General features: G+C 64.2%; 27 protein-coding genes and 2 pseudogenes. 15 read left to right on the forward strand and 14 right to left on the reverse strand.

What is annotated here, in order from left to right; genetic code table 11:
• Positions 1 to 41: 41 nt before the first annotated feature.
• Both CP556_RS09600 and CP556_RS09605 read right to left on the reverse strand, forming a co-directional pair.
• Positions 42 to 227, reverse strand: a complete 186-nt coding sequence (locus tag CP556_RS09600) for a hypothetical protein (RefSeq protein ID WP_098725409.1) — start codon at positions 225 to 227, stop codon at positions 42 to 44.
• A gap of 132 nt (positions 228 to 359) precedes the next feature.
• Positions 360 to 614, reverse strand: coding sequence for a DUF7533 family protein (locus tag CP556_RS09605; RefSeq protein ID WP_098725410.1), 255 nt, complete (start codon positions 612 to 614; stop codon positions 360 to 362).
• Between the two features lie 184 nt (positions 615 to 798).
• Here CP556_RS09605 and CP556_RS09610 point away from each other — a divergent pair, with 184 nt between their 5' ends.
• On the forward strand, positions 799 to 2,673 hold the full coding sequence (locus CP556_RS09610; protein WP_098725411.1) for a sensor histidine kinase: 1,875 nt from the start codon (positions 799 to 801) through the stop codon (positions 2,671 to 2,673).
• A gap of 52 nt (positions 2,674 to 2,725) precedes the next feature.
• On the forward strand, positions 2,726 to 3,331 hold the full coding sequence (locus tag CP556_RS09615) for a riboflavin synthase (RefSeq protein ID WP_098725412.1): 606 nt from the start codon (positions 2,726 to 2,728) through the stop codon (positions 3,329 to 3,331).
• 152 nt (positions 3,332 to 3,483) lie between these two features.
• On the opposite strand, the gene CP556_RS09620 is transcribed toward CP556_RS09615, so the two are convergent.
• A complete protein-coding gene (locus CP556_RS09620; RefSeq protein ID WP_098725413.1) occupies positions 3,484 to 4,497 on the reverse strand; it encodes a PrsW family intramembrane metalloprotease in 1,014 nt (337 codons plus the stop codon).
• A 372-nt stretch (positions 4,498 to 4,869) separates the two neighbouring features.
• Here CP556_RS09620 and CP556_RS09625 point away from each other — a divergent pair, with 372 nt between their 5' ends.
• Both CP556_RS09625 and CP556_RS09630 read left to right on the forward strand, forming a co-directional pair.
• Complete coding sequence (locus CP556_RS09625) at positions 4,870 to 5,247, forward strand: DUF7532 family protein (protein ID WP_098725414.1); 378 nt, start codon at positions 4,870 to 4,872, stop codon at positions 5,245 to 5,247.
• Between the two features lie 139 nt (positions 5,248 to 5,386).
• Positions 5,387 to 6,832 carry a ribonuclease FAU-1 family protein gene (locus CP556_RS09630; protein ID WP_098725415.1) on the forward strand — a complete coding sequence of 482 codons (1,446 nt, stop codon included), beginning with the start codon at positions 5,387 to 5,389 and terminating at the stop codon, positions 6,830 to 6,832.
• 340 nt (positions 6,833 to 7,172) lie between these two features.
• On the opposite strand, the gene CP556_RS09635 is transcribed toward CP556_RS09630, so the two are convergent.
• The 3 genes from CP556_RS09635 to CP556_RS09645 all read right to left on the reverse strand — a co-directional run bounded on the left by CP556_RS09635 (position 7,173) and on the right by CP556_RS09645 (position 8,524).
• On the reverse strand, positions 7,173 to 7,427 hold the full coding sequence (locus CP556_RS09635; RefSeq protein WP_098725416.1) for a hypothetical protein: 255 nt from the start codon (positions 7,425 to 7,427) through the stop codon (positions 7,173 to 7,175).
• A gap of 297 nt (positions 7,428 to 7,724) precedes the next feature.
• A complete protein-coding gene (locus tag CP556_RS09640) occupies positions 7,725 to 8,183 on the reverse strand; it encodes an NUDIX hydrolase (protein ID WP_098725417.1) in 459 nt (152 codons plus the stop codon).
• A 206-nt stretch (positions 8,184 to 8,389) separates the two neighbouring features.
• On the reverse strand, positions 8,390 to 8,524 hold the full coding sequence (locus CP556_RS09645) for a DUF7560 family zinc ribbon protein (RefSeq protein WP_098725418.1): 135 nt from the start codon (positions 8,522 to 8,524) through the stop codon (positions 8,390 to 8,392).
• 725 nt (positions 8,525 to 9,249) lie between these two features.
• On the opposite strand from CP556_RS09645, the gene CP556_RS09650 reads away from it, so the two are divergent.
• A complete protein-coding gene (locus CP556_RS09650; protein ID WP_098725419.1) occupies positions 9,250 to 10,026 on the forward strand; it encodes an SDR family oxidoreductase in 777 nt (258 codons plus the stop codon).
• A 22-nt stretch (positions 10,027 to 10,048) separates the two neighbouring features.
• On the opposite strand, the gene CP556_RS09655 is transcribed toward CP556_RS09650, so the two are convergent.
• A complete protein-coding gene (locus CP556_RS09655; RefSeq protein WP_098725420.1) occupies positions 10,049 to 10,474 on the reverse strand; it encodes a hypothetical protein in 426 nt (141 codons plus the stop codon).
• Between the two features lie 102 nt (positions 10,475 to 10,576).
• Here CP556_RS09655 and CP556_RS09660 point away from each other — a divergent pair.
• Positions 10,577 to 10,920 (forward strand): annotated as a pseudogene (locus tag CP556_RS09660) (helix-turn-helix domain-containing protein).
• A 1-nt stretch (position 10,921) separates the two neighbouring features.
• Positions 10,922 to 11,242, forward strand: a complete 321-nt coding sequence (locus CP556_RS09665) for a DUF7521 family protein (RefSeq protein WP_098725421.1) — start codon at positions 10,922 to 10,924, stop codon at positions 11,240 to 11,242.
• A 27-nt stretch (positions 11,243 to 11,269) separates the two neighbouring features.
• Here the strand turns inward: CP556_RS09665 and CP556_RS09670 are convergent, their stop codons facing one another.
• Positions 11,270 to 12,325, reverse strand: a complete 1,056-nt coding sequence (locus CP556_RS09670; protein ID WP_098725422.1) for an aldo/keto reductase — start codon at positions 12,323 to 12,325, stop codon at positions 11,270 to 11,272.
• A 189-nt stretch (positions 12,326 to 12,514) separates the two neighbouring features.
• On the opposite strand from CP556_RS09670, the gene CP556_RS09675 reads away from it, so the two are divergent.
• From CP556_RS09675 to CP556_RS09690, 4 genes and pseudogenes are all read left to right on the forward strand, one after another.
• Entirely contained in the window at positions 12,515 to 12,736 is a 222-nt protein-coding gene (locus tag CP556_RS09675; RefSeq protein ID WP_098725423.1) for a hypothetical protein, read from the forward strand.
• Between the two features lie 76 nt (positions 12,737 to 12,812).
• The gene (locus tag CP556_RS09680; protein WP_098725424.1) at positions 12,813 to 13,700 is read left to right on the forward strand and encodes an acyltransferase; all 888 of its coding nucleotides are present in this window, start codon (positions 12,813 to 12,815) and stop codon (positions 13,698 to 13,700) included.
• An 86-nt stretch (positions 13,701 to 13,786) separates the two neighbouring features.
• The gene (locus CP556_RS09685) at positions 13,787 to 14,116 is read left to right on the forward strand and encodes a DUF7577 domain-containing protein (RefSeq protein ID WP_098727353.1); all 330 of its coding nucleotides are present in this window, start codon (positions 13,787 to 13,789) and stop codon (positions 14,114 to 14,116) included.
• Positions 14,117 to 14,332: 216 nt separating this feature from the next.
• Positions 14,333 to 14,554 (forward strand): annotated as a pseudogene (locus CP556_RS09690) (HalOD1 output domain-containing protein); the annotation flags it as partial.
• Positions 14,555 to 14,614: 60 nt separating this feature from the next.
• Here the strand turns inward: CP556_RS09690 and CP556_RS09695 are convergent.
• Positions 14,615 to 15,367 (reverse strand): hypothetical protein, encoded by a 753-nt coding sequence (locus CP556_RS09695; RefSeq protein ID WP_098725426.1) that lies wholly within the window; start codon positions 15,365 to 15,367, stop codon positions 14,615 to 14,617.
• Between the two features lie 406 nt (positions 15,368 to 15,773).
• On the opposite strand from CP556_RS09695, the gene thsB reads away from it, so the two are divergent.
• The gene (gene thsB, locus CP556_RS09700; protein WP_098725427.1) at positions 15,774 to 17,444 is read left to right on the forward strand and encodes a thermosome subunit beta; all 1,671 of its coding nucleotides are present in this window, start codon (positions 15,774 to 15,776) and stop codon (positions 17,442 to 17,444) included.
• A gap of 196 nt (positions 17,445 to 17,640) precedes the next feature.
• Here thsB and lrp read toward each other — a convergent pair whose 3' ends face one another.
• Positions 17,641 to 18,105, reverse strand: coding sequence for an HTH-type transcriptional regulator Lrp (gene lrp / locus CP556_RS09705; protein WP_098725428.1), 465 nt, complete (start codon positions 18,103 to 18,105; stop codon positions 17,641 to 17,643).
• A 126-nt stretch (positions 18,106 to 18,231) separates the two neighbouring features.
• On the opposite strand from lrp, the gene glnA reads away from it, so the two are divergent.
• Positions 18,232 to 19,587 (forward strand): type I glutamate--ammonia ligase, encoded by a 1,356-nt coding sequence (gene glnA / locus CP556_RS09710; RefSeq protein WP_098725429.1) that lies wholly within the window; start codon positions 18,232 to 18,234, stop codon positions 19,585 to 19,587.
• 39 nt (positions 19,588 to 19,626) lie between these two features.
• On the opposite strand, the gene CP556_RS09715 is transcribed toward glnA, so the two are convergent.
• On the reverse strand, positions 19,627 to 20,271 hold the full coding sequence (locus tag CP556_RS09715; RefSeq protein WP_098725430.1) for a metallophosphoesterase family protein: 645 nt from the start codon (positions 20,269 to 20,271) through the stop codon (positions 19,627 to 19,629).
• Between the two features lie 154 nt (positions 20,272 to 20,425).
• Here CP556_RS09715 and CP556_RS09720 point away from each other — a divergent pair, with 154 nt between their 5' ends.
• Entirely contained in the window at positions 20,426 to 20,695 is a 270-nt protein-coding gene (locus tag CP556_RS09720; protein ID WP_098725431.1) for a hypothetical protein, read from the forward strand.
• A gap of 77 nt (positions 20,696 to 20,772) precedes the next feature.
• Here the strand turns inward: CP556_RS09720 and CP556_RS09725 are convergent, their stop codons facing one another.
• Positions 20,773 to 21,618 (reverse strand): helix-hairpin-helix domain-containing protein, encoded by an 846-nt coding sequence (locus CP556_RS09725; RefSeq protein ID WP_255291440.1) that lies wholly within the window; start codon positions 21,616 to 21,618, stop codon positions 20,773 to 20,775.
• 199 nt (positions 21,619 to 21,817) lie between these two features.
• Here CP556_RS09725 and CP556_RS09730 point away from each other — a divergent pair, with 199 nt between their 5' ends.
• Complete coding sequence (locus CP556_RS09730) at positions 21,818 to 22,336, forward strand: gamma carbonic anhydrase family protein (protein WP_098725433.1); 519 nt, start codon at positions 21,818 to 21,820, stop codon at positions 22,334 to 22,336.
• Between the two features lie 45 nt (positions 22,337 to 22,381).
• On the opposite strand, the gene CP556_RS09735 is transcribed toward CP556_RS09730, so the two are convergent.
• Both CP556_RS09735 and pdhA read right to left on the reverse strand, forming a co-directional pair.
• Entirely contained in the window at positions 22,382 to 22,885 is a 504-nt protein-coding gene (locus CP556_RS09735; protein WP_098725434.1) for a hypothetical protein, read from the reverse strand.
• Positions 22,886 to 22,962: 77 nt separating this feature from the next.
• On the reverse strand, positions 22,963 to 24,090 hold the full coding sequence (gene pdhA / locus CP556_RS09740) for a pyruvate dehydrogenase (acetyl-transferring) E1 component subunit alpha (protein ID WP_098725435.1): 1,128 nt from the start codon (positions 24,088 to 24,090) through the stop codon (positions 22,963 to 22,965).
• Positions 24,091 to 24,146: the final 56 nt, after the last annotated feature.

The raw sequence follows: 24,146 nt of genomic DNA on the forward strand, positions 1-24,146 counted from the left end.
GGTTCTCAGACTGGTGTTCGAGTACCGGTAGGGACCTCGGCTCAGGATTCCGGTGACCATTCACAGGCGTCACCGGACATCAGGCTCTCCTCCTCGATGTGCCTGTCCAGACAGGCGTAGTTACAGAACTGCCCGGTCTGGTTGGTGCTCTCGTTCTCGCCTTCGTTCACGTAGACGGGATCGTGTCGTTCGATATCGCTGTTGCAGTACGTGCACTCGGTACCCATATCGTTCTATTTCGGCTCGAGCCGGGAATGGATTGTGCCCGTGTCGTCTCGAGTAGCCCCGTTCCGTTTCCGTCGAGCAGTTGCGGCGTTCTGCTCGAGCGGTCGGTGAGGAGTGACGATCGCCAACCCCAGTCACCGGTCGTCGTTCGAATCGGATTCGGGCTCTTTCGCGACCGTGCCGACGACCCGGTTGGCCACGAGTTCGGGAATGTCGGTGGGCATCGTCAGCCAGTGCTGGATGACCACGAGCCCGATCGCGAGGCCGATGAGGGTCAGGCCGATTCCCGTATCGTCGCGAATGAGCAGGAAGTCGAGCCCGGCGAGCGCGGCGGGAATGGCGAAGACGAGCGTGCCCGCGAGTTTGATCGTATCGATGATACCGGCCATTGGAGTGGGCTAGCGCGCCGACCGTCAAAAACGCAGCGACGATGTCGGCCCGTTACCGACCGTTGCGGTCGCCACCTCGGTCGGCGATTTCGTTTGCAGTGAACGTTACAGGTTATTTACTAAAACATTGAAATCGATCGGGATTCAGGTATCCATATCGGCCCGATACCGACGGACAGACTCCATGCAACAGCACCCGCAACAGCGATACGAAGCGATCTGTGAAGCCTCGCCCGACGCGATCATCCTCGTCGATCACGGCGGGCGGATCACCTACGCGAACGCACGCGTCACCGACTTATTCGGCTACGAACCGTCCGAACTCGTCGGCGAACCGATCGAGATCCTCGTTCCGGAGTCTGTCCGGGAGGAACACGTTGCCAAGCGCGATGCGTACATCGCCGACCCCGAAACCCGACCGATGGGCGCGGGTCTCGATCTCTCGGGCCGACGGAAGGACGGATCCAAGATCCCGATCGATATCAGTCTGAGCCCGATCGAGAGTGCCGGTCGACGCGAATACATGGTCGTCGTTCGAGACGTCCGCGACCGAGAGACGCTCCGTGCGAAGTACCAGACGATTCTCCAGGCGGTCCCGGACGCGGTCGTCGTCGCGGACGCGGCGACGGGCGAGATCGTCGAGGCGAACGAACGGATCGCGGAGCTGCTGGGCGACGACCCGGCCGAATTCGTAGGCCGGCCACAGACCGCCCTCCATCCGTCCGAGGAGGCCGACCGCTATCGGGCCCTCTTCGAGGAGTACATCGCCAATCCACGTTCCGACCAGCCGATTCTCCACGAGTTCCCGGACGGGTCGGACATTCACGTCGAGACCGCCGCCGGCGAGCGGATCCCGGTCGAGATCAACGCCCACGTCTTCGACCTGTACGACCGCCGATTGGTCGCTGGCGTTTTCCGCGACGTAACCGACCGGAAGGAGTACGAGCGACAGCTCCGAGCGCTTCACGCGGCGACGCGGGAGTTAGTCGCCGCGGACGATCGCGAGGAAATCGCCGCCCTCATCGCCGACGCCGCGCAGACGATCCTCGGATACGAGTACAACGTCGTCCGACTCGTCGAGGACGATCGACTGCGGCCGGTCGCCGTGACTGATGGGGCCGAGACGGAGATGGGCGAACGGCCGGCGTACCCGATCGAGGGCCCGTCGCCGGTCAGTCACTCCTACGGCAACGGCAACGCGCTCCGGTATGCCGATGTCCGTGACCTCGAGGACGGCTACGACCGCGGGGAGGCGTGCTCGGCGATGTACCACCCGATGGGCGATCACGGTGTGATCAGCATCGTCGATCCCGCGGTCGGGGCGTTCGATCGGTCGGACGAGGAACTCGCGTCGGTGTTGTCGGTCAACGCCGAAATCGCGCTCAATCGCCTAGCCTACGAGCGGGACCTCGAGCGACAGAACGAACGGTTGGACGAGTTCGCGAGCGTCGTGGCTCACGACCTCCGGAACCCCCTCAACGTCGCCCAGGCACTACTCGAGACCGAGCGAGCGGATGGCGGCGACTGCCACGCCGACGAGATTGAGGCCGTCCTCGATCGGATGGCCGGGATCATCGACGACGTGTTAACGATGGTCCGCAGCGGGTACGAGGTCGACGACGTCGAGTCGATCCAGTTCGGCTCGATCGCCGACGACTGCTGGGAGCACGTGGCGACCGCGGACGCGACGATTCGCGTCGAGTCCGACGGGCTCTTTTACGCCGACTCGAGTCGGATCCGCAACCTGTTCGAGAACCTCTTTCGGAACGCGGTCGAACACGGCGGCGCGGACGTCACCGTCTCGCTCGCGCTCTCGGCCGACGGGTTTTCGGTCGCCGACGACGGCCCCGGCATCCCGCCGGGCAAGCGCGACCGGGTGCTCGAACCGGGGTGGACGACGGGCGAGGACGGCACGGGACTGGGGCTGAACATCGTCCGCGAGATCGCGCAGGCTCACGGCTGGTCGGTCGACGTGACCGAGAGCGAGTCCGGCGGTGCGCGGTTCGAGTTTTCCGGGGTTCGTACCGTCCCGTACGACGACTCGTTCGAGTCGACGTAGGATGCCGGCCCGACCCGGAACGGCTTTCTCCCGTCGCCCGCCAGTTGCGAGTATGTTCACGGGGATCGTCGAGGAGACCGGCGAGATCGTCGCTCGAGAGCGAACGGACGACGGCCTCCGACTCCGGATCGGGGCCGACGAGGTCGCGACGGGCCTCGAGCACGGCCAGAGTATCAGCGTCAGCGGCGCGTGTCTCACGGTCGAACGCTTCGCGGAGCGCGAGTGGTTCGAGGTCTTCCTGGCGACCGAGACCGTCGAGCGGACCTATCTGGGCGAGTTGGCCGAGGGAGAGACGGTCAACCTCGAGCGGGCGATGCCGGCCGACGGCCGGTTCGACGGCCACGTCGTGCAGGGCCACGTCGACGCGGTCGCGACCGTCACCGGCGTCGAGTCCGTCGACGAGGACTGGTTCTTCGAGTTCGACCTCCCCGAGGGGTACGACCGCTACGTCGTCGAGAAGGGATCGATCACGCTCGACGGCATCAGCCTGACCGTCGCCGACCTCGATACCGAGAACGGCCGGGTAACGGTCGCGATCATCCCGACGACTTACGAACTGACAACGCTCTCGGAGAAAGCACCCGGCGACCCGATCCACCTCGAGGTCGACGTGCTCGCGAAGTACGTCGAACGGCTGCTCGAGGCCCGCTTCGAGTAACTGGGCCGTCTATTCGTCCGCAATATCCAGTCGTCGCTGGCACTCCTCGAGCAGTTCTTGCTGCCCGACCCGCCAGCGTGTCCGTGAGGGGCTCGAAGCCGTCTGCTGAGTCCTGAAACCGGCGTTTTCGGGATGTCGCCACCAAGTCGCGGTCAGCGCTGGGGCGGCTCGAACTCGGTCAGTTCCGGTCGCGAGTCGCCATCGCGATCGCTCGTGACGGACTGGTAGGTCCGGCGATAGCGATCGATCTTGCGATAGAGGTAGTAGCCGATCGCGAGGTCGTAGAGAACGACGTAGCCGACGAACGCGATTCCGTAGCCGATGGGGAGGAGGTCGGTGACGATCCCCGGAACGATCCCGACTGTGACGTTATACGTCCCGTGGACGAACGCGGCGACGAGCAGCCCCTTGAGGACGATCGGACCGGCGTAGTCGCGGTTGAACTTCGCCAGTCCGAGGTAGTAGCCCGCGATCGCCGAGTAAATGACGTGGCCCGGTCCGGCCAGCGCACGGACCGTCGCGATCCCGCTTGCGGTGACGAAAATGTTGGTCTCGGGGTTCGCCTCGCCGATGACGCGGCTGATGTAGAGCGCGTTTTCGATGGCAGCGAACCCTAACCCGGCGACGGCACCGTACACTGCGCCGTCGATGACGGCGTTGAAACTGTCGTTCCGGTAGGCGAACACCTGAACGGCGAGTAGCTTTACTGTCTCCTCGATCGGGCCGACGATCAGGTAGAAAAAGAGAACTCCACTGATCCCGAGCAGTGCCTGACTGTACGAGTTGACGAGCGCCGCGAACGTCGCGAACAGGACCGCGAGCATGAAGGTTACGACGAGCAACCAGAGCGGTTCGCTCGTCGTGATGTCCGCGTACCAGATGTACGCCGCGAGCAACCCCGCGGGGACGATCGAGAGTCCGAAGAAGAGGGCGACGAACGGATCCTCGAGGACGACCGCGGCCGGCGAGACGAGTAAGACGAGGGTGATCGCGATCGCGATCAGCAAGACGAGCGCACGGAATCCGTAGCTCACGGCGTTGTAGAGCGTGTACGCCACCAGGTCGCCGATCGATCGCGGCTCCCACGTCGAGACGTCGTAGAGGTCGACCGACCCGTCACCGGTCCGCTCCTCGGCCCGTTCGACCGGGTCGCGCCTACGTTCCATGGGCGGCCGTATGATCGCCTGCCCGGTATAGGTTGGTGCTCGGCGACGATCTGGACCGACTGCGACGGTTTTCACACCGATCGGCAGACGGTTGCGTACTCGGGCGGACGGCTGTGCGATCGGACTGGCGGTGACGCCCAGGGGAACCGGCCGCTGGAAACTACCGTTCGCGTGCCTCTTGGAGGTGCCTCTTGCCGAAACCGTATTCGATCGAGTCGGCTGCGGCGTATACATCCGGCAGGACGGGTCGGTGTCGGAAACTGACTCCGCGACCGTTCGAGTGACGACGCGAAGTCAGGACGACCGAGATGGAGTCGAGACCGCCAGCGCGAACTCGGAATTATCAAAGGCGTCCCGGCCCAACCGGCACGTATGCACTTCGACCAGCGAACTCAGCGAGCGCTTCGCGATGTCGGCCTCGAGACCGACGAGCTCCGGGCCGCCTCGCAGGCGGTCGTCGACGCCGTCGCCGAGGACGCGGCGGCGCTCGAGGCGTTCTTCGACGAGCACGACACCGTCTACTCCGACATGGAGATGGCCCACTCGAGTTCGGACTACCCCGAACACGACGTCGACTACGCCGACATCCCGACTCACGCCGACGAGATGCGCGGCTGGCTCCGATTCGAGACGTGGGGCGTCTCCGTTGAGGACGGCCGAATTCTGGGAGACGGACACGTCGAACTCTCGCTCGGGCCGACGATCGACGACCGGGTGCGGTTCGCAGCCGACCGCGACACGCTCCGATGACGTCCGTCTGCGAGGCGGGGGTCGGATCGCTCGACCGAGAGTCGAGAAGAGGGATCGACGATCGAGCGCCCCGACGAAGGTCCGACGAGCGACGGCGGTCGTCGACGGCGGCGCGGCGAGCGATCGCGGAGGGAGCCCGATGACGACGGCTCGAGTCCGCGGCATCTACACGACGGCGATCACCCGGTTGCTGAGCGAGACCGGCCGCGAGGTCGTGCAGGCCTCCGAACCGATTCGGGACCGATTCGAGCGATCGTTCGACGCCGCGCCGGCCGACGTCTCGATCGAGACGACCCGGGATCGACAGGGCGTCGAGATTTCGGGTACGCCGGACGCGGTCGAGACGGTCGCGGGCGAACTCGAGGGGCTCGCGATCGATACGTTCCGCTGGGCGGACGACGCGTCCCGCGGCGCGGTCTTCGACGCGGACGTGCTCGAGGCGGGCGGCGGCAGCGGCGCGGTCGTCGACCTCGGTGACGGTCGGCGCGGCTTTCTGAAATACGACGACGCCGACGGCTACGTCGACGCCGGAAACCGGTATCGGGTACAGGTCCACGAGCCCGCGCCGCCGTGGGACGACGACCGGCCCCTCGTACGGCCGACGCTCGAGATTCAGGGCGGGCTCTGTACCCTCTCGCGGGACCGAACCGGTGTCTCGGCGGCGCTCCGCGGCGAGCGAGCGGAGGAACTCGTCGGCATGACCGACCTCCTCTCGGTCGAGGTACCCGAGGGATGGGGCGTCCGCTGGCAACACGCGGCCGCAGACGCCGACCTCGAGGCGATGGGAACCGCGCTCGAGGACGCCGCGAATCGGGCGCGGGCGCTCGAGGCTGCGCTGGCCGATGCACCGGACGAACCCGGCGAGACGGGACTGCTGGCCGCGCCCCGCCGGACCGAGTGGTGCTGGTTCGGTCGCGAGGCCCGGTTCGCGCTGGACGGCGTGCGGCGTCGGGTGGAGACCACGATGCCGGGCCACCATCGAACGAAGGCGGCCGATCGGGCCGCGAGCGCGGCGGTCGACTTCGCGGAGGCCGTCTGCGAGTCGACCGGAACCGGTGACGGCGGTGCTGACGCAACCGGCGAGTTTCCCTTCGCGGCGGTCGCTCGGCAGTTCGGCCCGACGGCGGGCGACCGCCTCGAGATCGGTCACGGCAAACCCGACGGCCGACTCATCTCGCTCGGTCGCGGCGAGGTGACCGAGTGGGACCCCGAGGGGAAGGTGACCCTCGAGCGCTCTATGAGCGGCGGCGGGAGCTACGACGCGCTCGGCGTCTCCAAGGAGTCGGGCGACGTCGCCGTGACGAAGTTCCGCGAGGGCCGGTGGTGGTATCCGACGACGTACAGGGCCGCCGACGGCACGTCGAAGGGGACCTACGTCAACGTCTGCACGCCCGTCGAGCTCTTTCCGGATACCGTACGGTACGTCGACCTCTACGTCGACGTCATCCGGCAGCGCGACGGGACGGTCGAGATCGTGGACGCTGACGAACTCGCCGACGCCGTTTCCGACGGACTCGTCTCCGACGAACTGGCCGAGAATGCGATGGACGTGGCGGAAGCCGTCGAGCGCGCGCTTTCGAAATAACAGAGGGACGTTCTCTACACTCTCATCGCATATCGCAATAGAAAGGGACACGAATTCTGCAGTGGCCTCTGATGGGAATGAGCGGGACAAAGCGTCCTGCTATCGTGGTAACAGGGAATCGCCACGCCCTCCCCAACCGATTCGCTCGTTTCACTCGCGACGACCTCGCGCAATATCGTCGGCCGTCCTCGCTGTGCTCACGGTTCCCTGCGGTCACCGTTCGCTTTCCGAGGCGCTCACTCCGTTCGCGCCTCGCGGCCCTCGGTCGGCCGACAGCGCGCGCCACCGCATACCGGTTGGCTGGTCTGGTGTGAGATGAGAGATGTCTACTGACGGCGACTTATTCGGCCTGGTCGTCCGGCGTGTGGATCTCGTCGTCGAGGACGATCTCGAGACGCTCATCTGCGAATAGCCGATCGATCTGGCCGTGCGTGAATTTCCCGTCGCAGTCCTCGCCGACGAAGGTGACGAAGCGGTCGGTTCGTTCGACGACGGTGGCCAGCGAGCGTCCGGTTCGGTAGGAGTAGCGAACGGTCGTTCCGGGGTGGAGCGCCTCGGCAGTGACGCTGAGATATTCCCGACGGTGGAGGGCCATACCCGGGGACGCGCCGATCCGGGCATAGCTTTTCTGGCCGCGCGGGCAGTGCACTCGATCGGTGCTCGCCGGAACCCGTCTCCTCTCCTCACTCGAGTCCGTGATCGACGTATATCGATGGTATCACTCAGCGCGGGCCGATCGTGGCCTGATACGGTTTGCTGTAACGATTTACTGGCGCGACCGCGATCCGGCCTGCGGTCGCGCCGGAAATGACTTACAGCAGACCGTATGACTCGAGTCGGCTGTCGACCGCGGTCGGGGCCGCGCACTCGAGCGGCAGAAGGAGTCACTCGCTCAATCCGAAGCGCTCGTGACCGGGCCCGGTCCGGCGGTGGTGGGGAGCAGGCCGACGTACTCGTCGAGGTCGAGCGCGAACTCCCGCCCGGTTGGCGGCCGGATCCAGCGGAACTCGAACTCGGCCCCGTGTTCCTCCCCGCCGTCGGTGACGGTGTGCGTCCACCGGTCGCGGGGTTCGTGCACCGTCGCGTGGAAGAAGTGCCGGACGTAGCGCTTCGGCGGCTCCTCGCGGCGCGTCCAGATGTCGGTCGTCAGATGTTGGGTCCCGCTCAGCGTTCCGAGGCCGCTCTCCTCGAGGACCTCCCTGAACAGCGCCTCTCGCGGTGATTCGCCCGACTCGAGCGTTCCCTTCGGGATCTGGAGGCCGTCGTGTCCCGGTCCCTCGAATACCAGCAACTCGCCCGTTGCGCGAGTGATGTACGCGCACGCTTTCTGGACGTACGTGACGTCGGTCATGATATACTGTGACACACCGTTCCGACGTAAAAACCTATCATAGGGGGTGTTAAATGACATTAAGGGGATTATGCGTTCGGCTCGGGCGCTCAGTCCTGATTCCGTGGATGGGGACGGGCAGAACAGCGACGGATGGGAACACCTGCACGGCGCTCCGCTCGAGCCGAAGTCTCGATTCGCGCGTACCGCTGCCGGTTACGGCGCGATCAGTTCGCGAAGTTGCGGTCGGCCACCGAGCGCCCGCAGACGGGACAGCCGTTCGTCAGCGTCGCCTCGCGCATCGCGTCGGTGACCGGAATCTCTCGCCGACAGTCCGGACAGGTGAATTCGTACGGTTTCATGTGTACAGTCGGTGGTCTCCGTCTAGACTGTCGCTCCCGCTCGAGTTATGAGACTCACCCAGATATAGAGGGGTCTATATAAGCGAGCGGCCGATGGATGGGATCGATCATTCGTCCAGCACCGATCGCAGACGGGTGGGTCCGACCGTTCGTCGGCGTTCGAGGGAGAGTGCTCGAGGAGTCAAAAACCGTCGTTTTTGGGGCGAATCGTCGATTGAGAGAATTCAGTGAACTCATACTTCGCCTCAGTGGGAACCACGTTTTCAAAGGGATTGACGCGTATTTCTATAGTAATAGCTAAGTATAATATTTCACCAAATAAGTAAGGTCAGAAGTATTTTGTCCCATCCCTACTATTGACTTATATGCCCGAGATAGATGTTCGAAACGTGACGAGCACTTTGCTGCTCCTAATTGGAGTGATTATATTGTCCAATGGAGTTTTTGGGTTTCCACAAATACCTCGGAAAGGCTTGGTCTTCTTGATATTTGGTCTCATTCTGCTTTCGTTTGCGGCTGAATCTATCATTCGCTCAGGAGACTAAATTATGGAGGGCACTGTCTAGTCGAGGCAGTTTGAGAAGTCTCCAGAGACCGTGGACTCGCTATAATAGTCACTGAAACGATTTACACACTGATCGCAATGCCATCGCGCGATCAGGTATACAGTGACTTTCAATGACTACTAAACGGTTTTGCGTAGCTGGGTGTTGTCTGAATACACTATGACCTGTCAGACGCTCCTCACGGGGGCCACCGGGATGTTGGGAACGGCGCTGTCCCCTCGGCTGACCGATGCAGGACACGACGTTCGAGCGGCGAGCCGATCGCCGCCGGCCAGCGGCGATGACGAGACGGAGTGGATCGCGACGGATCTGGCCGACGGAACGGGAATCCGCGAGGCCGTCGCGGACATCGACGTGGTCGTCCACGCGGCCAGCGCGCCCCGCGGTGACAGCGAGACCGTCGACGTCCGCGGTACTCGACGGCTGCTCGAGGCGGCCGCCGACGCCGGCGTGTCGAACGTCGTCTACGTCTCCATCGTCGGCATCGACGAAATCCCGTACTCGTACTACGAGCACAAGCTGGCGGCCGAGCGGCTCGTCGAGGCGAGGGAGGTCCCGTCGACGATCCTCCGGATAACGATGTTCCACGAGTTCGTGGGCGAACTGCTCGAGACGGTCTCCCGGCTGCCGGTCTGGCCGTTGCCCACCGGCATTCGGCTCCAGCCGATCGACGTGGGTGAGGCTGCGGACGCAATCGTCGACGACGCGACGCTCGACGCGGCCGGCCGGGTGCCCGACATCGGCGGTCCAGAGGTGCGGACCGTCGGCGACCTCGCGCGGACCTACCGTGACGCGAGGGGGCTTCGCCGACCGATCGTTCGCCTTCCGATTCCCGGGAAGACGGCCGCCGGCTTTCGAGCCGGCGGGGCGATCTGTCCGGACCGGACCGTCGGAACGGTGACGTGGAACGAGTGGGTCGCGGCTCGATACGACTGATCGCCGCGCCCGCCCGCTGCGATCACCAGAGATTCGCCGCGACAAACGCGATCTGGACGAGCACGAGCACTGTGAGGACCGCCAGCGCGCACAGTTCGTAGTAGCCGCGGTGGCGGTCGAACTCCGTCGTCCCCTCGAGGACGGTTCCGAGGGTTCGCAGTCCGACATAGGTGACCGCAACGACGGCTGGAAAGCAAGCCAGCGCGGCGGCCGTCGGCGCGTACTCCGGCCCGTAGTAGGTGCCGACACTCCAGCGAATTCGAACGCTGTCTCCCAGCACCTGGGCGGACGCGATACTCACTGCAGCGCTCGCGAGCACGGCCAGCAATCCGCCGGCCGCTGTCGGCCGAAGCCGGCCGCCAGCGGGACTCGAGCACAGCGATTCTACCCTCATCGCGACGCGACGGAGTCGTTCGACGAATTGTCCGAAGCCGTGTGTCGATGGCATACGTCGACCGACGGGACACTGAACAAAGACTCGGCAGGCACGACTACAGCCGCTGCAGCCGTGAAAATCCCTTTATGTGTGTTCTCGCTACAGATCGATACCGTGAGTGAGGAGCCGGACATCGAGACGATCGGGAGGCTGCTCGAGGACCCGACGGTCCGTACGATCCTCACCCAGACGAGCCAGGAACCCATGTCAGCGACTACTTTAAGCGACCACTGCGACGCGTCACAACCTACGGTGTACCGGCGGCTAGACGACCTCCGGGAGTGTGGCCTCCTCGCCGAGCGGACCAAACCCGACCCCGACGGGGCCACCATCGGACCATCTACTCGACCAACCTGGAACGGATTACGATCGATCTCGCGGGCGACGGACTACAGCTCCGCATCGATCGCCGCGAGGATATGGCTGATCGCTTTACGGACCTGATCGAGGGGATCTGACGTGGTCACTGCACCGCTACAGCTCTGGGAGGCGTCGCCCGCCGAGTGGGTCGCGACGTTCGTGCAGGCGACCGACGTACTGAGCGCACTCATCGGCCTGTTCATCGCGTATCAGGCGTATCGGGGATACCGACGAAACGACAGCCGACCGATGCTGGTGATCGCCGTCGGATTCCTCTTCGCGCTCGCTGTTCCGTTCCTGCTGGTGGTCCTCTACGTGGCGCTCCCGTTCGTGTCGGAATCACTCGTTGCCGTCCTCAGCCAAGCGAGTCAAGTATCGGGACTCCTCGCGATCCTGTACGCGCTTCGAATGCCTGTCTGACGGTCTCTGAAACAGCGACCCGCCCGATCAGTCGGCCGCCAGTTTGTCCAGCCCGGCCGATTCGATGTCTTCGCCGTCGACCGACGAGCGCAGCGAGTCCATCCCGTCGTCGCGATCGATCTCGAAGTCGTTCTCGTAGAGTTCCGCGACGCGAGCCATCTCCTCGTCTGAGAGTTTGGGCACGTCGCTGGCGGCCGCCCACTCGTCGATGTCGTCCGTGGTGCGGAACGTCGGCGTCACGGTCGCGACGGACTCGTGACTCAGGAGCCACGCGATCGAGGCCTGTCCCATCGTCCGCTCTCCATCCCGTTCCAAAAACCGAAGCGCCTCGAGCTTCTCCCAGCCGGTCTCGTACCACTCCTCGGGTCGGAACCCGCGGTGGTCGCCCTCGCCGAGTTCGGTCTCGGGGGTGACCTGCTCGTTGAGGATCCCCGAGGAGTGTGGCACGCGGGGGATGAGGCTGGTCGACGACCCCGTGCGTTCGATCGTCTCGAGGAAGTGGTTTCCCACCTCCTGCTCGAGCACATTCCAGACGAGCTGGACGGAGTCGAACTCCTCCTCGATCGCGAGGTCGCCTTCCGCGAGCCAGCCGATCGAGGGACCGAGCGCGAGGCCGGTGGCGTCGATCAGCCCGTCCTCCTCGAGTTCGTCCAGCAACTCGAGGACGTCCGGCGTGATCTCGTCGACGTCGGCGTTGTGGAGTTGGAGCACGTCGACCGAGTCGATTTCGAGGCGCTCGAGGCTCTTGTGGACGGCCTCGCGCAGGTACTCCGGATCCATCTCCTTGGGGAGTTCGCCGTGGCCGGCCTGCGGGTTGTTGTAGAAGTCGTAGCCGACTTTGGTGGCGATCGTGACCTCGTCGCGAACGTCCGAGAGGGCCTCGCCGAGTAATTCCTCGCTCCGGCCGTGACCGTAGACATCGCCCGTGTCGAAGTACGTAATTCCCTGCTCGACGGCGTACCGGACCATCTCGATGGCGTCGTCTTCCGAGCGGTCGCCCCACCAGTCGGTCCCGACGACCCACGCGCCAAAGCCCACCTCGCTGACCTCGACGCCCGAGTCGCCCAGTTCGCTGTGTTGCATATACGCTCCTTCGAAGCGGGGGAACTTAGGGTGAACGGAACGCTCGAGATGCCGCCCGAATCGGTTCGGTCGTGACCGCCCCGCAGGTCGAACTGCGAACTGTGAGCCCGCGTGTTGACCCCCGTGCCCGAGTCGCCTCCATCCCTGCGAGTCGAACCGCTCTTGGCTACTCGCCTGACACGTATGCGTATGGACGACCGCCGTTTCCGCACCTTCCGGCCGAGTCATCTCCTGCTGGCGGTTCTCGTCGTTATCGTTCCGCTGGGACTCCTCGCTGCGAAGGTGTTCGAGTTTCCAGGCGACCGAGTCACGGTCGGTGCGGTCGCGGTCGGTGTTCTCCTTTTCGTCGGGGCGATCGCGCTCCCCGCATTGCTCTTGGCCCGGTGGCAATCCGAGAGGGAATCTAGGTAACCCATATGCCAGTGGGTCCGGCAACCGCCGTCGGACAACCGAACCACTATCAACTCGGCGGGCAATACCTCAAAGTATGACAAAGCGGTACGTGTCGCTCCCTGAAGAGGCCGAAGCGGGGATGCGCGAGTTCATCGACGAGGTCGATCGACGGCTTGCGAGCGACGAGGACACCTGTTCCGTCGTCGAAGACGTCCTGATCGACCTCTCGGGCGACCGTAAAGCCTACGAGCGCTGGCAGGCCGGCGAGTCGGTTTCCCCGGCCGAACGCGTCCGCCTGCAGAGCTACGATCCCTGTAACACGACCCTCGAGAGCGAGTACTACGCCGAGAAGGACGAAGCGAAGTTCCGCCGCTCCAAACACCTCCAGTGGCTCTGGCGGCAGTTCGACAGCCTTCCCATCGCGGACAACGTCGAGTTCGCGCTGCGATTCCGTCGGATGCTCGCCGACCACCTCTTCGCGGACTGCGGGGACGACTGTCGCTTCTTCAAGGGAATCTCGTTCACCTACGGTCACAACATCACGATCGGCGACAACACCGTCGTCCACGACGACGTTCACCTCGACGATCGGGGCGAACTCACGATCGGCGACCGCGTGTCGATCTCCGACGGCGTCCACATCTACAGCCACGACCACGACGTCGTCGATCAGACCGAGGTTCGCAACTATCACACGATCGTCGAGGACGACGTTCGGCTCACCTACGACTCGATGGTTCAGGCGGGCAACAAGGTCGGCGAGAACGCAATCGTCGGCGCGCGCGGCGTCGTCCAGTACGATATTCCCGCCCACCACATCGCCGTCGGGATGCCCGCCCAGAGCGTCAAGATCAAACCCGGCTGGGAAGATATCGCAACGCCCGTCGACGACGCCGGTACCAACCGACAGGAACAGCGTCACCTCGAGTACGACCTCCCCGACGATTTCGCGGTCTTCGACGAGTTCGGCCGAGACCTGTAGCTGTTCTGCTAGTTCCCCGCTCCGTGACTCTCTTCGCGTCGGAAATCGGGGAATATCCAAGTGCCTCGAGAACGTACCACATGCCGATGGCGCTCTGGGGCTGGCTCATCGGTTACGTCGTGTTGTTCGCCCTGCTCCACCTGCTACTGTACTACATCTACGCCCGAGGTGACGATGACGACGGCGAGCGCACCCCCTCTTTCGCCGACCCGAATCGCGCGAGCGTTCGATCCTCGCCGGGTTCCGATCGGTACCCGCGCGCGACCGACGATATTGGAGACACCGATCCCGAGTACGCAGATCCCGACCTCGAGATCGAGGGGGAGACGATTCGATGCCCTCACTGTGGTGCACCCAACGAGGCCGATCAGACGTTCACGTACTGCTGGAACTGTATCTCGGGGCTTCGGCAGTGACCATCGCCGACGCGCGCATCGATTGGATCGCTCGTCCGACTGATGACCGGATCCGGGTGGTGATCCGACCGAAGCGATGCGACAGTCGGTTCCCAGTTCGTTCTGATCGCTGCGAAATTTCCCAGTACTAACTGATACTACCCGTTAGATCTTCCTAGTTCCTTTGGTAACAAAATATTACGCTTTTCGTCTTCAGACGGAGAGGGAAGGGGACGAACAGTAATCCACGCGCTGACCGACTGTCTGGGAGTTGACGTGACCGATAGCCGCGTCTCGCTATCCGAGACCGTCGGCTCCGACGCTCTGGACGCGCTCTTCCGACCGCGTTGCGATGGCACGCCCCGCGCCGGCGGCACGCTCTCGTTCGTCGTCAACGGCCATCACGTCCGGGTCCGCGGCGACGGCGAGATTCTCATCGAAGCGCCCGCCCGCCGCTGACGCGACCGTCGAAAACCCTCCGCTTCTCACGCGACTCGTTCCAAGAAAACCCGACCGCGCTTACGCCGACAGTTCCGCCGCGAGCCGCTCGAGGTGATCGACGCCGACGACGGCGACGGCATCGCCCGGCTTCGATCGAATCGTCTCGAGTCGATCGATCATACACTCCTCGCGCGTATCATCACGATAGGATAACGCGCTGCCCTCCGTCTCGACGCTGCCCAGCAGCGCCTGAACGCCGGCGACGTGCGAGCGCTCGTGAGCGGCCTGTCGGTCCGGCGGGTCCTCGGGGTCGATGTCGTACTCGACCCGCTCGCCGGGGACGACCGTCATCGACGTCGCGTGGGTCAGCGTCGCGGCCACCCGGCAGGCGAGGGCCTCGCGGGTCGCGCCGCCGACGCTCGAGATGACGCGCCGGGCCGTCCCGGGCGAGACGCGATCGGCGACCAGCCGCGCGACCAGTCGGCGGCAGAACGACCAGTTGGGGGCGTCGATGCCGACGGGATCAGCGTCGGGCGCGGCGCGGATCGCCGCGCTCATCTCGCCGCCGAACCGGGGCGGCGTCGGGTCGTCGGCGTCGCCGTTGCGGGCATAGATTCGATACAGGGGCATCGCGACGGGCGGTAACTCGAGTGCGAGCGTCTCCGGCTCGACGCGTTGGAGGACACGCTCGACGCGCGCGATACTCGCGGGATGGTCGTGGACGACGCCCACCAACACCAGATCGCCGGTCGAGTCGGTGAGTCGGCGGCAGAACCGGGGGGTGATCCGGGGGTCGTCGAACGATTCGGACACGGACGGGGACTCGTCCATTGCTCGAGTGGTAATACGTGACTACCGGCATAACCCTTCTGTTGTCTTGACTCGGAACCGAGTCAGAATTATACCGACCGAGCGACGCCGGACAGAAATCCGTTTCACTCGTTCAAAGTGCGTATTACTGGTACTGTCTCGAATCCGATCTCGATCGTCAGTCTCCCTCGAGATCGGGATGGTCTCGCGAGTGCCGCCGCCGTCGCTCCGGCCATCACCTAATATAAAAACGCCGTGTCGCCGATCGAATGGGAACGATTGACGATCGGATCCCACCGAAGCAAACCCTGGTAATCGTCCCGCACTCCCTCGGTTTTTCTCGTTTATTGATCGAACCGTTCGACATCGCCGCTCGCGAGGATTGGAAAAGGCTTATATAGAATCACAAACAATCATCCGCTCGACTATGAGTCAGCGAATGCAGCAGGGTCAGCCGATGATCGTAATGAGCGAGGACTCCCAGCGCGTCAAGGACAAGGACGCGCAGGATTACAACATCAGCGCCGCCCGTGCGGTCGCTGAAGCCGTCCAGTCCACGCTCGGCCCGAAGGGCATGGACAAGATGCTCGTCGACTCCATGGGATCGGTGACGATCACTAACGACGGCGTCACCATCCTCAAGGAGATGGACATCGACAACCCGACGGCCGAGATGATCATCGAGGTCGCCGAGACCCAGGAGGACGAGGCTGGCGACGGCACCACGACGGCCGTCGCGATCGCCGGCGAACTCCTCAAGAACGCCGAGGACCTCCTCGAGCAGGACATTCACCCGACGGCGATCATCAAGGGCTTCCACCTCGCCAGCGAGCAGGCCCGCGAGGAGATCGACGACATCGCGACCGACATCGACACCAGCGACGAGGACCTCCTCCGGAAGACCGCCGAAACCTCGATGACCGGCAAGGGGACCGAGGTCAACAAGGAGCACCTCGCCCAGCTGATCGTCGAGGCCATCCGTCAGGTCACCGTCGAGGACAATGAGGGCAACAACGTCGTCGACCTCGAGTTCCTCAATATCGAGACCCAGACCGGCCGCAGCGCCGGCGAGTCCGACCTCCTCGAGGGCGGCATCATCGACAAGGACCCCGTCCACGACAACATGCCCAGCGAGGCGACGGACGCGGACATCCTGCTGCTGAACGAGGCCATCGAGGTCGAAGAGGCCGACGTCGACACCGAGGTCTCCGTCACCGACCCCGACCAGCTCCAGAAGTTCCTCGACCGCGAGGAGAAACAGCTGAAAGAGAAGGTCCAGCACATCGTCGATCTCGGCGCGGACGTCGTCTTCTGTCAGAAGGGCATCGACGACCTCGCCCAGCACTACCTCGCCAAAGAGGGCATCCTCGCAGTGCGCCGCGCCAAGAAGAGCGATCTGGAGTTCCTGCAGGAGGTCGTCGGCGCGTCGCTCGTCTCCGACCTCGAGGGCGCGACTTCCGAGGACCTCGGCTTCGGTGACGTCACGCGCGACGACGAGGACGAACTGTTCTACGTCGAGGGCGAGGACGCCCACGGCGTCACCCTCCTCCTTCGTGGCTCGACCGACCACGTCGTCGACGAACTCGAGCGCGGCGTCAACGACGCGCTCGACGTCGTCGCACAGACCGTCTCCGACGGCCGCGTCCTCGCGGGCGGCGGTGCGATCGAGGTCGAACTCGCCTCGCGCCTGCGCGACTTCGCCGACTCCGTCTCCGGCCGCGAGCAGCTGGCCGTCGAGGCGTTCGCCGACTCGCTCGAGCTCGTCCCGCGCGTCCTCGCCGGGAACGCGGGTCTCGACTCGATCGACACGCTGGTCGACCTGCGCGCGGCCCACGACGACGGCCAGATTACGGCCGGCCTGAACGTTTTCTCGGGCGACGTCGAGGACACGTTCGAGGCAGGCGTCGTCGAACCGGCCCACGCCAAGGAGCAGGCCGTCACTTCCGCCGCCGAAGCGGCCAACCTCGTGCTCAAAATCGACGACATCATCTCCGCCGGCGATCTGTCGACCGACAAGGGCGACGACGAGGCCGGCGGCCCCGGTGGTGCCCCCGGCGGCATGGGCGGCATGGGCGGCGGCATGGGCGGCATGATGTAAAACTAAATTTTGCTCTACGGGCCGCCTTCGGCGGCCCTCGGCAAAATTTAGTATAAAAGCACTCCTCTTTCCTCTCCGCTCGTTTCACTCGCTCCGAGTCAGTCGTCGGCCCGCTCGCTCACTCCGTTCGCTCGCGGTGAATAAGCTGATGGCACCGCGACTCTAGAAGATGCACCGTCAGAAAGCGATCGTCCGATTACTCGTTCTCGTCGACCTCGAGGTCGAACTGTTCGTTCTCGCTCACGGCGTTGAGGACGACGCTGGTGTTCGAGGCCTTGATATCGGGGTCGGTCAGCAGCTGTTTGATCTGGTCGTTCATACCGTCGGTGTCTTCGAACTTGCCGATGGCGATTACGTCGTAGTCACCGGTGACCTCGTAGACGCTAGTCATCTGGCGGTGGTCGCGCAGCGTTTCCGTGACGTCGGGCAGCGCGTTCCCCTCGACCTGCAACTGGATGACGGCGGTCACGTCGAACCCGGCCGCGCCGTAATCGACGCGGGGTGTGTAGCCCTGAATGACGCCCTCGTCCTCCAGCGTGGAAAGGTGATTCGAGACGGTCGTCACCGAGACGTCGAGTTCTTCGGCGAGGCTTCGCAGGCTCGCTCGGCCATCGCCGAGGAGTGAATTCACTAGTTTTGCGTCGAGATTTTCGTACGTCATCACATCTACCCACTCATTGGGGCCTTTAGAACTTTACGAATATACAGTTTGGACGGGGAGAGCGAAGATTTGCTTAGAACAGTAGTGTTTTAATAGGCGGGTTCCGAGGATACGACCACGAGAACAATGACAAGCGGAAACCTCACTGACGCCGAACAGGCGGTACTCGACGAGATCGAGGAGCAAGACGTTGATTTCCTCCGACTGCAGTTCACCGATATTCTGGGAACGGTCAAGAACGTCTCCGTACCGGCCCGACAGGCCGAGAAGGCGTTCGCCGAAGGGATCTACTTCGACGGGTCGTCCATCGAAGGCTTCGTTCGCATTCAGGAGTCAGACATGCGGCTCAAGCCCGATCCGGACACGTTCGCGGTTCTCCCGTGGCGCCAGAAAGAAGAGAGCGCAGCCGCCCGAATGATCTGTGACGTCTACGACACCTCCACCGGCGAGCCCTTCGAGGGCGACCCGCGGCGCGTCCTCAAGAACGCGCTCGACCGCGCCGACGAGATGGGCTATACCGTCAACGCCGCCCCCGAACCGGAGTTCTTCCTCTTCGAAGAAGACGAGGATGGCCGCGCGACGACCAGAACCAACGACGCCGGCGGCTACTTCGATCTCGCGCCGAAAGATCTCGCGAGCGACGTTCGCCGCGACATCATCTACGGCCTCGAGAGCATGGGCTTCGAGGTCGAGGCGAGCCACCACGAGGTTGCCGAGGGCCAACACGAGATCAACTTCACCTACGACGACGCCCTGACGACGGCGGACAACGTCGGCACCTTCCGCACCGTCGTCCGCGCGATCGCCGCCCAGCACGACCTCCACGCGACGTTCATGCCCAAGCCGATTCCGCGAATCAACGGCTCGGGAATGCACACGCATCTCTCCCTGTTCACCGAGGACGGCGAGAACGCCTTCCACGACGACGACGACGAATTCAACCTGAGCGACGAGGCCCACGCGTTTACCGCCGGCATCCTCGAGCACGCGCCGGCGATCACGGCGATCGCGAACCCCACCGTGAACAGCTACAAGCGGCTGGTTCCAGGCTACGAGGCACCGGTCTACGTGGCGTGGTCCGACCGAAACCGCTCGGCACTCATCCGCAAGCCGGCCGCGCGAACGCCCGCAGCGTCGCGCGTCGAACTGCGCTCGCCCGACCCGTCCTGTAACGCCTACCTCGCGCTCGCCGTCATGATCCACGCCGGACTCGACGGCATCGAGAAGGACCTCGACTGTCCGGACCCGGTCCGCGAGAACATCTACGACTTCGACGAAGCGAAACGCGAGGAGTACGGCATCGACACGCTGCCGGCGAACCTCGGCGAGGCCGTCGACGCCCTCGAGGAAGACGACGCGATCTACAACGCGCTCGGCAACCACGTCAGTTCCAAGTTCGTCGAGGCCAAGCGCCAGGAGTTCGAGGACTACCTCGTCGACGTCTCCGACTGGGAACTCGACCGCTACCTCGAGACGTTCTGAGACGGCAGCCGCCGGTAGTATCCGTTCTTTTTCTCGCGTTCAGTCGCCGACCGACTGGTCGTGCTCGTGGCTCTCGAGTGCTAGTGTCTCGGGCTCGAGCGTGTAGTATCGTTTCCAGGCAGGCGCGAGACTCACGACCCTGGTTCCCGAGATCTCGGCTTCGCGATGGCGGTGGTGGTGGCCGACCAGACAGAGGTCTGGCGAGAGCGTCTCGAGCAGATCGTCGACGTACGTACAGCCGGGATCGTAGCCGTAGGACAACAGACCGTTCGGGGCCTCGTGGGTGAGGAAGACGTCGATATCCTCGAGGGCGGCGGCTCGGTCGATGTCCTCGTGGGTGAAGTGCCGCCGGCGCTCGCCGACGAGTTCGTCTCGCGGCAGGTCGTACCTTGTGGGGGCGAAGTTGCCCGAGAGACCGGCCACGCGAAGGCCGTCGACCGTCGCCACCGTGCTCGCGAGGAGATGCACGTTGTTCGTTTCCGTGGGGTGCTCGCCCGCCCGTAGCGCGTCGATCACGTCGAAGTCCTCGTTGTTGCCCGCAATGAACCACGTCGGCGCCGGCAGGTCGTATCGCTCGAGGTCGCCGAGTTGGAGCACCCGGTCGGGCTCGAGGGTTCGATAGAGTTCGAGCAGGATCTCACACCGGTCGGGGTCGGACGCGTGGGCGTCGCCGAGGACGAGCATGGGTCTCTGTAGGAGGATGCCACGGATAGTATCCACGCCGAGCGCTGTCGTTCGCCGCGTTTGGGATCGCGAAGATGAGTGCCGAGTGACTGACTGGGTACCCGGGGCACATTCAGGGGCGTGATTTAGCCGTCTGGGTGTGTGAGAGTTGCGTATGGCCGACACGCCCGATATCAATACAGTCGAAACGGAGGACGACTACACTCACGTTCGGTTTCGCGATCCGGATCGGTACGACGAGATCCGAACGCCCGACTGGGCGGAGCAGCCGGCGGAATCCGTCTCCGAGGGCAGCGAGGTCCGAACCGGGAAGATCGAAGGGGAGGACGACTGGGAGGTCACCAGCGTCCTGATCGAGAAGCACGTCGGCGAGGACAAAGCGACGGAACAGGCCCGCGAAATCGTCGATAAGATTCAGTCGTAACGCTGCTGGGGATCCGTGGCGCTATCGCTCTCGCGTTCGAGTGCCAGTGCGGCGCAGCTGGATGCCCGTGACCCCGATCAGGCTTCGGCCTGCTCGATCCATTCCTCGGCCTGGCTCTCCGAAATATCGGCGGCCTCGGCGACGGCCTCGGCACCGGCGCGCGTGAGATCGTCGATCGTCGCAATGCCGGCATCCGAGAGCTGTTCGCGGACGTCCGCGTCGATTCCCTCGACGTCCTCGAGGGTGTGCTCCGGATCGGTTTCGATCTTCATGTGTGGCTCGTTGGCACCCTGAATCGGAATCTGCTGGGTGACCGCCTGGGTCTGTTCCTCGAGTTGCTGCTGGAACTGCTCGATCTGGTCGGCCTGCTGCTCGAGGAGTTCCTCGACGCCGCCGGTCTGTTCCTCGAGTTGGTCCTCGAGTCGGTCCTGTAGCTCCTGGGTCCGCTCGAGTTGCTCGCGGAGCTGTCCCGAGAGTTCGTCGACGTTCTGGACCGTCTGGTCCTCGACGGAGCGCGTGATCTCGAGGAACTGGTCGGTCTGCTCGTCGAGCGCGTCGACGAACTCTTCGGAAAGCTCGTTGGCAGAGTCAACATCTCGCTCGAGTTCGCGCTCGAGTGCGTCGTAGAACTCCGCGTGAGTCGATTTCAGCTGGTCGAAGGTCTCGTCGATGGTCCGGTGGACCTCGGGAGCGTCGTCGCTCGGCAGCATCGCCGCCGTCGCGCTGAGGTAGCCGTGGGTCGCCGCCTGCGCGAGCTCGAGTTGCTGGCGCTGGAGAGACTTCTGGCCTTTGAGTCCGGTGAGGGCCATCGTGTCGACGTTTCGCTGCGTGGCCATTCCCTGTTTGATCAGCTGCTGACTCTGTTTGACTGCGGTTCGCTGTGCGTCGAACATCGCTCGGATGGGGGATTCTGAGTGACTCATTGTCTTCGACTAGCCGTCCGGTTCGATACGGTATAAGTAATGGCCTTGCAGACCATTGAATGGTTTTGAATGGCATCAATAGGTCTCGTGACCTGTGTAATCACTCGCCTCGATTTCGTCCGGGAGCAGTTTGACTCGAGAGAGACTGTCACGAGTGCGGTACCGCGGTATTATCCGTCCGATCGTGGTCGTTTCGCGCATGGATGACAGCAGACGCTACGAATTCGAGGGGGAGCGACCGATGATCGACGACGGGGCGCGGGTGAGCAGGGAGGCGACTCTCGTCGGCGACGTCCGAGTCGAAGCGGACGCGAGCGTCTGGCCCGGCGTTGTCCTTCGAGGAGATATCGGCCCCGTCCGTATCGGCCGGGAGACACACGTCGGCGACAACGCCACGATTCACGCGTCACGGCTCGAGGACGAGGTCATGGTGGGACACGGCGCAGTGCTCAACGAGACGACCGTCGAGGAGCGGACGCTGGTCGGGTTCAACGCGACGATTAATTCCGACGTCACGATCGGTAGCGGGAGCATTGTCGCCGCGGGGACCGTCGTTCCCGACGGCTACTCGATCCCGCCCGAATCGTTCGTCCGCGGCGTCCCGGCGGAGATCACGCCGCTCGCGGAGACGGGGATCGACGCGGCGGAGATCCTCGAGGCGTTTTCCTCGGGTGACTACACGAATCTGGCCCAGCGCCACGAAGAACTGTTCGAGTGACGGCTCCCGGTACCGCTCGAGGAGGGAACGTCGAGGGCCCCGGTGTCAAGCCTGCTGGGTCGCGTCCCCGATCTCGAAGATCTCTCGGTAGAGACTCTCGGCGAGGCGATCGATGTCCGCTTCGGCCTCGCTGGCGGCCATCGTGTCGCCGATCCCTTGCCACTCGACGGCCAACCGAGCGATCGGGACGAGTGCGATGCCGCCGATGACGATCTCGCCGTCGGGGGTATGGACGCGCCACTCCGTCCGCATCCCGTTCGACGACCGAGTGACGTCGTCGATCTGGCCGCCGGCCGCGACCCACTTTTCGACGAGTTCGTCGGTGATCCGGCGGAGTTTCCGTTCGCCAAGCAGGTGAAGCGCGACGCCGCCGCTCGCCAGCAGGACGAACGCGGCGGCCGCCATCGGGAGGCCGCCGTAGGGCACGTTTATCGACGCCGCGAGCGCGGCCGTCACGACGACCAGCCCGAGCACGCGCGCGTCGACCGCGCTCGGCACCGTGCCACTCCAGGTCGACGTTGCACCCCGGGACGACTGCTCGAGTTGCATATCGACTGCACCTCGACACGATGGTCGGATAGTCGTTCGCCTGTCTACCGACCGGCTTTATATGCTCGTCCTGGAACTTACTCGTCCTCGAGTAATTCCTCGTCGCCGTGGGTTTCCCGCAGGGATTCCAGATAATCGCGTTGGTCCTCGAGTCGCGAGGTCGGCTCCGCATAGGTGTACTCGAACATCTCGCTGGGGTCCCCGCCGACGCCTTCGGCGCGCTCGACCAGCGTCTCGAGCGTCTCCTCGATCTCAGTTTCGATCGCGTCGATTCGGTCGTCGTCGAGGACACCGTTGTTCCGCAGGTACGCCTCGAACCGGTCGATCGGATCGCGCTCGCGCCAGCGCTCGACCTCCTCGTCGTCCCGGTAGACGCTGGGATCGTCCGCCGTCGTGTGTGCACCGTACCGGTACTGAACCGCCTCGATCAGTGTCGGCCGCAACCGGTCGCCGTTTGCCTCGAGCGCGTTCTCCCGCGCGGCTTCCGTAACGACGTAGGTCGCGAGCGGGTCCATGCCGTCGACCTGAACGCCCGTGAAGCCGTAGGCGCGGGCCTTCTGGGCGATCGTCGCGCTCGCGGTCTGGCGGTCGCGCGGGACCGAAATGGCCCACTGGTTGTTGTTACAGAAAAAGACCGTCGGCGTGTCGAATACGCCCGCGAAGTTCATCGCCTCGTGGAAGTCCCCCTCGGAGGTCGACCCGTCGCCGAAGTGGACGACACCCACGCGCTCGTCGCCGCTCAGTTTCGCCGCCCACGACCAGCCCACCGCGTGGGGGAGGTGGCTGGCGATCGAGATGTTCAGCGGAAAGACCTCGATATCCGCTAGCGCGGCGTTCCCGTCCTCGTGGCCCATCCAGTACAGCAGGTACTCCCAGGGGAGTCCCCGCGCGGCCAGCGCGCCGTGTTCCCGGTACTGAAAGGAGAGCATGTCGTCGTCGGCCAGCGCGTACGTCGAGCCGATCTGCGCCCCCTCCTGACCGGCCAGCGAGGAGTACGTCCCCAGTCGACCCTGCCGCTGGAGGCTGATCATCCGCTCGTCGAAGCGCCGGGAGAACCGCATGTCCCGGTACATCGATCGCAGGGTCTCCGGCTCGAGGTCCGGTTCCAGTTCGGGTGCGACGACGGTCCCGTCGGCGTCGAGTACCCGGATTCGATCGTCCGGTGCCCGATCGAACAGGTCGCTCTCGAGGACGTCGCGTGACATGACTACACCGATGGAGGCCCGATACATAACAGTAGCTCTCAGCGAGTTTTCGAGGG

Origin of the sequence: Natrinema sp. CBA1119, assembly GCF_002572525.1 — an archaeon.
Taxonomy (GTDB): Archaea; Halobacteriota; Halobacteria; order Halobacteriales; family Natrialbaceae; genus Natrinema.

Bases quoted from the DNA above. Each gene is read 5' to 3' on its own strand.
- lrp (WP_098725428.1), bottom strand. From the start codon at position 18,105: ATGACGTACGAAAATCTCGACGCAAAACTAGTGAATTCACTCCTCGGC.
- CP556_RS09610 (WP_098725411.1), top strand. From the start codon at position 799: ATGCAACAGCACCCGCAACAGCGATACGAAGCGATCTGTGAAGCCTCG.
- CP556_RS09675 (WP_098725423.1), top strand. From the start codon at position 12,515: ATGGACGACCGCCGTTTCCGCACCTTCCGGCCGAGTCATCTCCTGCTG.
- thsB (WP_098725427.1), top strand. From the start codon at position 15,774: ATGAGTCAGCGAATGCAGCAGGGTCAGCCGATGATCGTAATGAGCGAG.
- CP556_RS09600 (WP_098725409.1), bottom strand. From the start codon at position 227: ATGGGTACCGAGTGCACGTACTGCAACAGCGATATCGAACGACACGAT.
- CP556_RS09640 (WP_098725417.1), bottom strand. From the start codon at position 8,183: ATGACCGACGTCACGTACGTCCAGAAAGCGTGCGCGTACATCACTCGC.
- CP556_RS09720 (WP_098725431.1), top strand. From the start codon at position 20,426: ATGGCCGACACGCCCGATATCAATACAGTCGAAACGGAGGACGACTAC.
- CP556_RS09625 (WP_098725414.1), top strand. From the start codon at position 4,870: ATGCACTTCGACCAGCGAACTCAGCGAGCGCTTCGCGATGTCGGCCTC.
- CP556_RS09735 (WP_098725434.1), bottom strand. From the start codon at position 22,885: ATGCAACTCGAGCAGTCGTCCCGGGGTGCAACGTCGACCTGGAGTGGC.
- CP556_RS09615 (WP_098725412.1), top strand. From the start codon at position 2,726: ATGTTCACGGGGATCGTCGAGGAGACCGGCGAGATCGTCGCTCGAGAG.
- CP556_RS09630 (WP_098725415.1), top strand. From the start codon at position 5,387: ATGACGACGGCTCGAGTCCGCGGCATCTACACGACGGCGATCACCCGG.
- CP556_RS09730 (WP_098725433.1), top strand. From the start codon at position 21,818: ATGGATGACAGCAGACGCTACGAATTCGAGGGGGAGCGACCGATGATC.
- CP556_RS09635 (WP_098725416.1), bottom strand. From the start codon at position 7,427: ATGGCCCTCCACCGTCGGGAATATCTCAGCGTCACTGCCGAGGCGCTC.
- CP556_RS09725 (WP_255291440.1), bottom strand. From the start codon at position 21,618: ATGAGTCACTCAGAATCCCCCATCCGAGCGATGTTCGACGCACAGCGA.
- glnA (WP_098725429.1), top strand. From the start codon at position 18,232: ATGACAAGCGGAAACCTCACTGACGCCGAACAGGCGGTACTCGACGAG.
- CP556_RS09685 (WP_098727353.1), top strand. From the start codon at position 13,787: ATGGCGCTCTGGGGCTGGCTCATCGGTTACGTCGTGTTGTTCGCCCTG.
- CP556_RS09650 (WP_098725419.1), top strand. From the start codon at position 9,250: ATGACCTGTCAGACGCTCCTCACGGGGGCCACCGGGATGTTGGGAACG.
- CP556_RS09645 (WP_098725418.1), bottom strand. From the start codon at position 8,524: ATGAAACCGTACGAATTCACCTGTCCGGACTGTCGGCGAGAGATTCCG.
- CP556_RS09655 (WP_098725420.1), bottom strand. From the start codon at position 10,474: ATGCCATCGACACACGGCTTCGGACAATTCGTCGAACGACTCCGTCGC.
- CP556_RS09670 (WP_098725422.1), bottom strand. From the start codon at position 12,325: ATGCAACACAGCGAACTGGGCGACTCGGGCGTCGAGGTCAGCGAGGTG.
- CP556_RS09605 (WP_098725410.1), bottom strand. From the start codon at position 614: ATGGCCGGTATCATCGATACGATCAAACTCGCGGGCACGCTCGTCTTC.
- CP556_RS09620 (WP_098725413.1), bottom strand. From the start codon at position 4,497: ATGGAACGTAGGCGCGACCCGGTCGAACGGGCCGAGGAGCGGACCGGT.
- pdhA (WP_098725435.1), bottom strand. From the start codon at position 24,090: ATGTCACGCGACGTCCTCGAGAGCGACCTGTTCGATCGGGCACCGGAC.
- CP556_RS09715 (WP_098725430.1), bottom strand. From the start codon at position 20,271: ATGCTCGTCCTCGGCGACGCCCACGCGTCCGACCCCGACCGGTGTGAG.
- CP556_RS09695 (WP_098725426.1), bottom strand. From the start codon at position 15,367: ATGGACGAGTCCCCGTCCGTGTCCGAATCGTTCGACGACCCCCGGATC.
- CP556_RS09680 (WP_098725424.1), top strand. From the start codon at position 12,813: ATGACAAAGCGGTACGTGTCGCTCCCTGAAGAGGCCGAAGCGGGGATG.